7 protein-coding genes are annotated in these 11,275 nt (G+C 44.8%); 1 reads left to right on the top strand and 6 read right to left on the bottom strand.

Translation table 11 applies throughout. The annotated features are described in order from the left end of the window. Positions 1 to 41 precede the first annotated feature (41 nt). From OQY15_RS15145 to OQY15_RS15130, 4 genes are all read right to left on the bottom strand, one after another. Positions 42 to 1,691, bottom strand: a complete 1,650-nt coding sequence (locus tag OQY15_RS15145) for a polysaccharide lyase (RefSeq protein ID WP_265792648.1) — start codon at positions 1,689 to 1,691, stop codon at positions 42 to 44. A gap of 10 nt (positions 1,692 to 1,701) precedes the next feature. Continuing rightward, positions 1,702 to 3,519 carry a RagB/SusD family nutrient uptake outer membrane protein gene (locus OQY15_RS15140; protein ID WP_265792647.1) on the bottom strand — a complete coding sequence of 606 codons (1,818 nt, stop codon included), beginning with the start codon at positions 3,517 to 3,519 and terminating at the stop codon, positions 1,702 to 1,704. 10 nt (positions 3,520 to 3,529) lie between these two features. Further along, positions 3,530 to 6,778 carry a TonB-dependent receptor gene (locus OQY15_RS15135; RefSeq protein WP_265792646.1) on the bottom strand — a complete coding sequence of 1,083 codons (3,249 nt, stop codon included), beginning with the start codon at positions 6,776 to 6,778 and terminating at the stop codon, positions 3,530 to 3,532. A 252-nt stretch (positions 6,779 to 7,030) separates the two neighbouring features. After that, complete coding sequence (locus OQY15_RS15130) at positions 7,031 to 7,642, bottom strand: DUF3826 domain-containing protein (protein ID WP_265792644.1); 612 nt, start codon at positions 7,640 to 7,642, stop codon at positions 7,031 to 7,033. A gap of 166 nt (positions 7,643 to 7,808) precedes the next feature. Between OQY15_RS15130 and OQY15_RS15125 the strand changes: the two genes are divergently transcribed. Beyond that, complete coding sequence (locus OQY15_RS15125; protein WP_265792643.1) at positions 7,809 to 8,678, top strand: AraC family transcriptional regulator; 870 nt, start codon at positions 7,809 to 7,811, stop codon at positions 8,676 to 8,678. Here the strand turns inward: OQY15_RS15125 and OQY15_RS15120 are convergent, their stop codons facing one another. Next, positions 8,679 to 9,599, bottom strand: coding sequence for a dihydrodipicolinate synthase family protein (locus OQY15_RS15120; protein ID WP_265792642.1), 921 nt, complete (start codon positions 9,597 to 9,599; stop codon positions 8,679 to 8,681). 31 nt (positions 9,600 to 9,630) lie between these two features. Then, positions 9,631 to 11,193, bottom strand: coding sequence for a sodium:solute symporter (locus tag OQY15_RS15115; protein ID WP_265792640.1), 1,563 nt, complete (start codon positions 11,191 to 11,193; stop codon positions 9,631 to 9,633). Positions 11,194 to 11,275: the final 82 nt, after the last annotated feature.

Genomic DNA, 11,275 nt, shown 5'->3' with positions numbered 1-11,275 from the left:
CAAGCGGCGCCCCCCATTCACACTATAACCAAATAATATTTTTACGGTTTAACGTTCTTTACAGGCACAACGCTGTTCAGATAAACCTCTATGTTTGCATAACCTGATTTTGAAATCGCTGCAGCATCAGCCGCATTTTTAGGATTTAAACCATTTTTAATCTCATAAGCATCAGGTATACCATCTTTATCCGTATCGACATAAGGCGTACCTTTATACTCAGGGTATCCCCCTACCTGGCTGATGTCGGTGATAATACCCATCTTGTAGGAATCTACCGGCAGACGACGGTGTTTGAAATTGGTTTCAGGGAGTTTGACCCCATCTTTGGCGTTGATCTTACCGGTTTTTACCTGTTCAATGACCCTGGTATCTACAGCATCTCTCAAGGGAAGTGTAGCTCCGGCATTGCTCAGCACATAATTCCGGGCCTGCATAGTAGGCAGAATGGTGATAGGTGCCATTGGTAGTGGTTGTTTGACGCGCATGGCTGCAAAATACTTTTGCGCCTCGTTTTCTGCAAAGACCTTTCCGTCTTTACCTTCGATCTGAATACCCCCGTCCCAGTTATTTTTGGTGACTCTGTCACTTCCCTCAACGATATTCCCTTCAACGTGGGCACGTCCGAAAACCACATATTTCAGTTTGCTGCGTCCGGATTCAGGCTTCAGTATACGGTATCTGATGGGTTCATCTTTAGGTGTAACAGGTCCCGGCTGGTAGTAGTTGTTGATGATATTATACAAGGCGGTATAATCACCGCCATCTGTAGAGCGGTTGTACCAGTTAAAAACAACGTTATTGGCAAAGTTGAAGATGCCATTCCAGCCGATGGAAGGATTTCTCCCGGCATTGTTTGCCCAGAGGTTACGCATAAATGTACAGTTCTCGCCACCAAGGGTACTGCCAAAGGCATGGTTCCAGGTATCCAGTGCTTCTGAGAAGATAGAGTTTTGGATAGTAATATTTACGGTACCCAGTTTCTGTTCTGTTTTACCGGTGCTGTCATTGTACATATGCCTGTACATAGACATGTTCTCGTCGAGACCCCAGCTGGCGGAAACATGGTCGATCATGATATTGCCCACCGGGTTTCCACCTATAGCATCATCCCTGCGGCCCACATTGGTTTCACCTCTGCGGAAACGCATGTAGCGGACAACCACGTCATGTGTATTGATCCACACACTCTCTCCGGCTACGCAAACCCCATCGCCCGGCGCAGTTTGTCCGGCAATGGTGATATAGGGAGCCCTGATGATTAAAGGGCTGTTGATTTTGATGATACCGGCAACGTTAAATACGACGATGCGTGCCCCGCCCTGTTCGCAGGCTTCTCTTAAAGTTCCGGGGCCACTATCTGCCAGTGAGGTTACCACAATCACCCTTCCGCCCCTGCCGCCAAAGGAATGCGCACCACCACCTTCAGCGCCAGGAAAGGCAAGTAAGGGTGACTGCGGAAGATCGGTAGGGCGTGCTGCCCAGGGGATATAGGGTTTACCTTCTTTTGATTCCTTTTCGATTTCAGGAACAGCTTTCAGCCATGCAATATCAGATAACCTCTCGGTTTCTTTCATAAGTGCATTGCTTTGCTCCTGTATATCTTTAGGGATATCGGGATACTGTGCGAATGTGGATTCTGAGAACGTTAGTAAAGCGGCTGCGAATAAAAATGGCAAGGTTCTTTTCATAATGATAAAATTATTTCAGGGGATCAAAAGGTCCGCCCCAGGTATTGTTTTGTAAAATTTTAGGGTTGTTGGCAATGGTTGAATTCGGTATTCCAAAGAAATAATATGCCGGTTTCCAGTTAGGGGCATAACGTGTATCCATATCTTTAAATTCTACGGTAAAGTAATTGGCATAGGCCTGATCAAGGTTTACTTTGTCTCTGAAGTTTGCGTTATTTGGGTCCGCAAACTGTGCAGCTGTAGGGATGCCGGCGCCAACTTTCAGGTTGATGATCACCCCTTTTCTCCTGATGCCATTCATGGTGCTCTCCATACGTTTCCATCTTCTCAGGTCCCAGAAGCGTTTTCCCTCAAAGGCGAATTCGATCTGTCTTTCATATAAGATGGCGTCAAAAAGATCAGATCTGCTCATGCCTGCGTTAAGTCCGTACAAACCATTTGCACCTGCCTCAACCCCAGCCCTTTTGCGCAAAGCTACCAATCCGGCATAACCTTCATCGCCAGAACCGGTTCTGTTGATACCCACAGCACTTTCCCCAAGATTGAGCAGTACTTCTGCGTAGCGGATTTCCATCCAGTCGGTACCCGAAAATTGTACATCGCTGACCTGTGTTGTGGGGTTGATCGCTTTGCGGGTATAAAAACCTGTATTGGAGGCTTTGACCTCTGTCGTTCTGCCACCAGCAAAGTAAGTCCAGAGACGATAGCTGGTATTGCCATTCATAGGCCAGAGCGCGCCATTGTAACCAATCGTCTGGTCAAAACGCGGATCACGGTTTTTATAAAACGTTTGGTCTGTATAAGTATAAGTTGTTGAGGTGCCCGGTTTTTTCCCATCCTTCATTGGATAGGCTTTGACCATATCCCATGATGGCTGGTTAGATCCGCCACCAGTACCGGTATAAGAAGGACGTGTAGCATTGTCATAGCCATTATTTTTCTTGCTCTGGTCGCCCGTTGCGGTATTGAAACCTGTCACCATTACAGCTTCAGGATTATTCACTTCGGTAAACCACATATCCGCATAGGAGGAATTGAGTGCGAAACCTGCAGTGGTTAAGAGATCACGTGCCTGCAGGTTTGCGGTATACGCAGCCTGCCAGCGGTCCTGTAAGTCGCCTGGGTTAAACTGCGGACTTGCATAGGTTAGCAACACACGCCCTTTGAGCGCAGCAGCAGCCCCCCTGGTAATCCGGCCCCAGTCGGCTGAGTTCGGCCATCTTCCCGGAAGATACTTAATCGCGGTATCCAGGTCGTTAGTGATCTGTTTGATACATTCAGCAGTGGTATTTCTTGGCAACAGGGCGAGGTCTTTCGCTTCCTGGCCTACGCCATCCAGCGGTTTGAGCACCAATGGAACACCTCCATATAAGCGTACCAGATCAAAATATCTCCAGGCCCTGAAAAAATAAACCTGAGCTTTCAATCTGTTTTTGGTTGCCAAAGGTAATGTGCCGGCATCAACATCGGTCATCATCATATTGATGGTTCGTATCTTACCGTAATTATTGGTTGCGTTTAATGCAGTACCAAAATCAGTGACATCACTTTCGGTAAGCGTACCTTCCAGGAATTTACTTTCACCATAAGATTCATCTGTAAGTGTTCCCCCCGAGGCAGGAGCATTGACCACTCCGCCGTTGTTGCCTCCCCAGGTAGGCAGGTTCTGATCATATATATAACCTACATTGAGATTAACGAGCGTAGAGTCATTGTAGACCAGATCGGTTGGGATGCTTCCCAGATCGCCTTTATCAAGGACTTTTTTACAGCTTGCCAGTGCAGCAATACTGCAGAAGGCAATGAGTAAGTTTATGTTTGAGTTCATCTTCTTCATATTATAAACCAATATTCAAACCAAGTGAGAAGGTCCTTAACTGCGGATAAACATCATACGCGCTGGTATTGTCTTTAAAGCTGTAAGGATTATAAAAATTAATAGGATTGGTACCTACCAGAAAGATCTTTGCAGATTTTAACCCTGCTTTGGTTGCCCATTGTTCCGGCAATCCATAGGAAAGGTTGAAGTTGGTCATTCTGAACGTAAAAGCACTCACGAACCAAAAATCTGTTGTCCTGTCATAGTTATTGGCATAAAAAGGATTTGGATATCTAGCGTCAGTATTTTCAGGTGTCCAGTGATCTGACCAGAACTCAGGCCTGTTGGAAGTTGCGGTAGCTCTTTTCACAGCAGAACTTTCGATTGCTGCCTGACCGCCCCAGGAAAGTCCCATTACTACAGAAAGGCTCAGAGATTTGTAGTTGCCACCAAAGTTAAAGCCAAGTGCATAGTGGTTGCTCGCTTTAGGAGTCAGGTATTCATAATCCACATTTTCTGTGATGATGCCATCGGGTGCTGTAAATTGTCCATTTGCATCTCTGGGTCCCCTGATATCCTGGTATTTGATCATACCTGGCTTAGGAATTTCTCCAAAAGCCCTGTAATTAGGATTCTTGGCCATAAAATCATCCACTTCTGCCTGGGTTCTGAATATACCCAGGCTTTTATAACCCAGCACTCCCCTGTCGCTTGAACGGCCTGAATTATCCAGGAATGTTCCGATGTTGCCAATCGGTTGATCGAGACGGATCAGTTTATTGTCGCTCCAGGAAAGGAAGGTATTCACGTTGTATCCCCAGTTTTTGCCGATCTTATCTTTCCAGGCCAGGGACAGCTCATATCCGAAGTTATTTGCTGTACCAAAATTCTCCGTAGGAATAGCTGCACCGATGAGGAGTGACACTGAAGAAGTTAAGGTGGTCAGCTGGTTATACCTGTGGTCCAAAAACCCATCAGCCGTGAATGAAAGTCGGTTCTTCAGGAATTGTGCATCGATACCTACGTTATATTTTGTGTTGTCGTCCCATTTCGCATTGCTGTTGGCAAGCGCAATGTTAGGATTGATTGATAATGGACGGTCAGAGTTGCCGCCAAACACAGCACCTTTACCCGTAGATAAGGTGAAGTTTCTATTGTACTGATAGTTCTTGGTGTTGTCAATTCCGAGCAGACCAACGGATGCCCTGATCTTCAGGTAATCTATCGCTTTGATATTATTCTTGAAGAACGATTCTTCAGACATTACCCAACCCAAAGACAGTGAAGGGAAATAACCCCACCTGTTACCTGGGGCAAAGTAAACACTGGCATCTCCCCTGTAGGAAAACTCGGCCAGGTACTTATCGGCATAGCTGTAGTTTACCCTTCCTGCCCAGGCCATACGGCCAAATTCAGTTTGTGTCTCATCAGACAAGTTGATTCCTGTAGCATATTGCTGATTGGGCAAACCTCCCAGCAAGACTCCCTCCCTGGAAGCATTAACCAGATCGCTTTCGCTTTCTACCTGTTCATAAACACCGAGCACTGAGATTTCATGTTTACCAAACTTACGTGCATAATTTAAAGTTCCGTTCATCTGGTAACTATCTCTGTAGGAAGGACTGATCCTCACCCTATCTCCATTAGGAATGCTGACAGCCTTGAGCACATCCCCACCATAGATATGTTTTTTATCCCCCAGCATGCTGAACTGATAAACATTATAACGTGTACCAAACTGCTTCCCAAAAGTATTGTCCAGGTTTTTACTGAAGTTTAATCCAGCCTTCAGTCCTTTGATAAAAGGGACTTCATAGTTTAGCGTTGCCTGCACGTTTAAACCGTTATTTCTGGTATTGGTGAAATTGTTCAGGCGCTGCACCTCAAAGAAATGCGTTCCGTCAATAGAGCCTGTATTACCGTTAGTGAGCAATACCGGCAGGCCATTGACATAATAAGGATTGAATTGTGGTGTACCAATCAGCGATTTAACATCATTGTCAGCACTCTCTGTTCCCTGTTTAAAGAAATACCTTTCATTCTTGGAGAGATCACCACTCAGTGAAAAACCAAGCGTTAATCCCTTGTTTAATTTCACATCGGCACTTGCCCTGAATGTCCATTTTTTTGTATTGATACCGTCAAAGTTTGAGCTTTGATCGATATAGGAAGCACCTGCAAAATAGGTAGCACGTTCACTTCCTCCGCTCACATTCAGCGTATGACGAACTGTGTATGCAGTCTGCCAGGCTTCTTTCAGCCAGTCGGTGCTGTTATTTCTGAAATGTTCCAGCTCATCCGGTGAGTACCAGGCGGGATCAGCGAGGTAGCCACTGTTGCCATCGGCCACATAGTTTTTGGAGGCACGTGTATAGTCGTTGAGGTACGTCGCCTGCTCGATACCGGTCATCATTCTTGGCAGCATCGTTGCGTCTGCTGCACCTACAGATACACCATAATTGATTCTTGGTGCTCCGGCTTTCCCTCTTTTGGTTCTAACTACCACTACCCCATTGGAGCCCTGTATACCATAGATTGCTGCCGCAGCATCTTTCAGAATGGAGATATTCTCCACTTCAGAAGCATCCAGTAAATTGAAATCTTCCGATGTCCTGAAGATATCATCGATGATATATAAGGGTTCTGTTCTGCCCCCGTCTTTAACGGCAAAGGTGGGATTTCTGACGGTCAGCGTTGCATTATCACCGGGCCTCGCATAACCTCCGGAGATACCCACACCTGGGATCTGCCCCCTGAGCGCAGCACTTAAACTGCCGACAGGAATATCTTCAATGGCCTTGACATCAATTGTCGCGATAGATCCTGTGAGGTGTTTTCTTTCCTGGGTACCATAACCTACTACGACAACTTCCGTTAAATCTGAGGATGCTTCGAGCAGCTGTATCTGGATCTGACTCTGGCCATTGACAGCAATTTCCTGGGTCTTATACCCCAGGTAACTGATAACCAGCGTTTCATTACCCAGCGGGAGATTGAGACGGAAAACGCCTTCAGTATCTGTTGAAGTGGCAGTATTGGTTCCTTTTATTTTTACGACAACCCCTGGCAGAGGTTTGCCTTGCGCGTCTTTTACCGTACCAGTGATATTCTTCCTGGAAGAGATGAATTTTAACGCTTTAGTTGATTCCTTTGGCGCATCCTCTGCAAAAGCAGCAGAGCCCGTTAAAGTCAAAGCGATGATTAAATGAGTGCAGGCGATTTTCGGCCATTTACCCAAATAACTTTGCGTTCGTAAATGTGACTTCATATGTATACTTAATTTATATTTGGCAGTTTTGGAATGCCTGGCTGGTTTAGCTTACCTGGCGATTTAAAAAAGAATTGGTGATCAAAAATCACATTCACCATTCTTTGACCGGTCATACCGGATTGAGGTTTTAAATTAATAGTTGCGGACTACGATATTTTAAAATCAAATATATCGTTAGGATAAAACTCTTTTATATATCATTTTCCCTATCTGTTGTAGGATGTTATCTTAAAGGAATTATGCGCATTTTCAGGACTTGCCGGCACGTGCTTTAATCCTCTCCTGCCATGCTTCTCCTTCTTTTTTCATATCGATACCAGCGGCAGATAAGTAATTATTTATCCTCCCCTTATACTTTTTAAACCAGCCATGTTTTTTGTCGGAAGACTCCGCATCCATGGCTTTTTCGCGCGCTTCGACCAACCAGACCATAATCTGCTTTTTCTGTGTCTCAGTCAGTTGTGGCAACATATCGAGGTAAGCGGCGTAGGTAATCGGAAGAACCCCGTAGGTGAGGCCGTCTTTGATTTGTATCACCTGCTGTGGATTCAGGTATGCAGACAAAGAATTTAAGAATGGTGTATGCAGCTTATTTACAGCAGAATCCGTGAGCGCAGGACTCAATTTCGCACTATCCCGTTGTTTATAAATCTCATTCAAGCCTTCATAATGTCCGGCAACGAGGGCGCTCACTTTGTGTGCAACAACAGAATCAGGAAGATTAAGCTTCTGCACGATTTTCCAGGCCCTGCCCTGTATCATTTGATGATAGCCTGCCTGCTCATTCTTTGTTTGTGCAAGGGAGGAAAATGAGGATATCGCGATTCCCGAAATCAGAAGGAAGGTTTTTATTTGGTTCATATCAAATGATAACATGGTACATATCATTACAAAAGTCTACAATACTCTCACATGATTGTTACCAATTATTATCAACTTTTTATATCATGTTATCTTCACATTTTGTATTATTGCGCAGCTTAACGCGCTATAAACCAAATATAATTCCAAGAAACAAGAACCGGATATGAAACCACTTTTTCATAAAGTCCCGATCAACATTCAAAGCTCCTTCGGGATAAAACACAATATTGAGTCAAATTTCGGCAAAATATGGCATTACCATCCTGAGCTCGAACTGCACTACGTTGTTCGCGGCGAGGGCGTACGATTTATCGGGGACAACATCAGTAATTTTTCTTCCGGAGAGATTATTCTCCTTGGAGAAAACCTGCCCCATACCTTCAGGTGCAGTGACGAGTACTACATCAATTCCAATGAACTTGAAGTGGAAGCAATTGTGATGCAGTTCCTGCCGGACTGCCTCGGAAGGGAACTTTTCAATCTTCCGGAAGCCTATCTGATTCCCAAACTTTTTGAGAAAGCTAAGAAAGGGATGGTGATTACGGGCGAGACCAGGGACAAGCTGGCGGTACTCATGAAACAGGCTACAAAGGCTTCACAAATGGAAAAACTCATTCTTTTCCTGTCCATACTCAATCTGCTGGCAGAAACCGATGAATATGAACCGATCACTTCAGCCTATGCTTTTTACCGTTCCAACGAATCGGATACCATCCGTTTAAATAAGATCTATTCTTATACACTGACGAATTACAAAAAAGAGATCAGCCTGGAAGAAATTTCTTCGATCAGTCACCTGAGCATTACATCCTTCTGCCGTTATTTTAAACTCATGACCAAGAAAACCTATTACGATTTCCTGATTGAGATCCGTATCAGCCATGCCTGCCGCCTACTGGTTGAAGATAAAGTTCCTACAGAGGTGATCTGTTTTGATTGCGGTTTTAATAATGTATCCAATTTCTACAGGCACTTTAAAAAGATCGCAGGCATGACGCCAATGGATTACAAGCGGAAATACCTCCTCAATTAATTATATTCCAATCCGTTGCTGAAGGATGTTGTAATCAGCATAGAGTTGTTCTATCTCTCTTGCATTGGCAGGAGAGAAATGCCCAACATCACGGCGCGTAAATGTAGAAATTGGCAGCCCCTGTTTCTGCAGTGCATATTTAGCTGCATAAGGATAAACATCATGCATGACATCCATATGCAGGATCAGGAAGTCCTGCAGGGCATTAAGTTCTGCATCGAGCTCTGGTTTGTCATAATTTTTGCAGAGCCAGACAATCAGTTCCGGAAAAAAATTGCCCTGTATACAGGAGAGCCCTGCTGAGCCTGCCCGGAGCGAAGCTAATGCATGTACCATATAGGCATCGTACAGACCGAAACCCGGTTGCTGTGTGACAGCCAGTTTTGCCCTGACCTGATTGATGTCGAGACTGGTATCTTTATGATAAGTAACTCTTCCTGTAGCAACAAAAGAGCCCAGTTGCGCTGCACTGAGCACTCTTTTAAAGGGCAAAGGGCATTCATAAAAGCCCACAGGAACAGATGGTGTAAGCTGCAACAGCTGCATCACTTTCTCATTAAACTGTTCATCGGTGTCGCTTTCTTCAGCAATCAGGCTGGTAATCAGTATTACTGCATCAATTCCGGTATCATAAATCCTTTTAACAAACTCTGCCTGCTGAGCTATGGGACCGCCAAAAGTTCCGGTAGCGACCACAGGTACAGTTCTATCTGCTATTTTTACTACTTTTGCCGTCAGGGAGATCCTTTCTTCATTGTTGAGTTCAAACATTTCGCTCGACAAACAATTGGCGAACAAACCTTTGACTCCTGCGTCCAGATAATGTGCGGTAAGCAGCTCCAGTGCTTTATAGTCTATTCTTCCATCGTCACTAAAAGGCGTAAGCATGACAGGGATAAAACCTTTCTCTGATTTTTCCATCGTATTGTTCTCTGTTATTGGTTAAATAAAACTATATGGTGGCTCTTCCTCTTTTGAAACTGGTGAGGACCAAGCCTGATAAAAATATCGTCAGTGTGCCGATCACAACAATCATATTGCTGTGCAGCATGTTTCTCAAAAAATTAAGATCTTCTGGCAGTGCGGCAGAAAGAGTCATCCAGAGAATCACAAGCACACCCATGCAGGTGGCCGTAAGGGCTTCGGCATTACCGGTTTTTCTGCTGATCATTCCAAGCAGGAACAAACCCAGCATGCCACCGGAGAAAATACCCGATAGTTGCCACCAGATATCCAGGATGCTCTTGATTCCGATCATGAGAATGCCAGTAGCCATCCCCATAATTCCGAACACCGCCGTGGTAATATATAACAACTTCATGAGCTGCTTTTCATTCATTTGAGGATCGATATACCTTTTGTAGATATCAATAGAAAATACTGTTGCAGATGAGTTCATTCCTGAGCTGATCGTGCTCATAGCGGCAGACATGATGGCCGAGATGATCAGTCCTACAAGCCCTGTAGGAATCTCGTTAACCATAAAATGAGGCATGATCTTATCGCCATAGTCTGCCGGCAGCAGGCCATCCATTGTAGCCCTGATGGTGGCAGCAGAAGACTGCAGAGGGAGCCGTTCCATAGCTACCTGTTGTTTCACGCTTTCGATGAGCTGAGGGTTTACCTGATAGTAGGCATAAAGAGAAGATCCTATAATAAAGAATAACAGCGATACCGGTACATAACAAAATACGCAGATCCAGAGCGACCTCGAGGCCTGGCGGGAATTGGTGGCAGTGTGGTAACGCTGTACATAATTCTGATCAATACCGAAGTTATTGAGATTAATGAAAAATCCGTAAAAGAGCACTACCCAAAAGGTTGACTCCCTTAGATTTGGAGATAAACTCCCGAGACTGAATTTATGATCAGCCTGACCGATTTCTATAATTTTTGCTGCGCCTCCCGGTATGTTTCTCACAATCAGATAAAGGATCAGAAAAGCACCCAGCGTTTTCACAATGGCCTGCACAACTTCTGTCCAGATTACCGCTTCGATCCCGCCAAGAACGGTATAGATAATGATGCAGGAGCCTACAACAAGCATGATGGATTGCATGCTGTAGCCCGTCAGTGCCTGTAAACTCAGGGCAATACCAAAGAAAATCGAACCCATCCTGGCCAGTTGTGTGAGTAGGAAACAGACTACGGCATAGGTTCTTGCCCAGGGGCCAAACCTTTTCTCTAGGTGGGTATAGGCAGATACCTCTCCTGTTCTTCTGTAAAAAGGCACAAAATACCTGGAGGCGATCCAGGCTGCCAAAGGCATGGCGAGACTAAAGACAAAGTTATTCCAGTTGCTGCCAAAAGCTTTCCCCGGAACGCCAAGAAATGTATTGCTGCTGAGGAAAGTCGCATAAATTGACAAGCCTATTGCCCAGCCAGGTATTGAACCCGCAGCTTTAGTAAACTGATCAGAATTTCTGTTCTTTCTGGAAAAATAAAATCCTACCAGGATCATGCTGATCAGATAAACTGCAATTACTGCCAGATCCAATACAGGTAAACTTTTCATATTTGGTTTTTTAAACAGGGCATTGCAAATCTATCCGGCTGAGCCCTGTTTTCCTTATATCATTTTCTCTTCATTATATATG

Origin of the sequence: Pedobacter sp. MC2016-15 (genome assembly GCF_026239695.1) — a bacterium.
In the GTDB taxonomy this organism is placed as follows: domain Bacteria; phylum Bacteroidota; class Bacteroidia; order Sphingobacteriales; family Sphingobacteriaceae; genus Pedobacter.
Note: the sequence above shows the minus strand (reverse complement) of the source record. Positions and strands in the feature narration are given on the sequence as shown.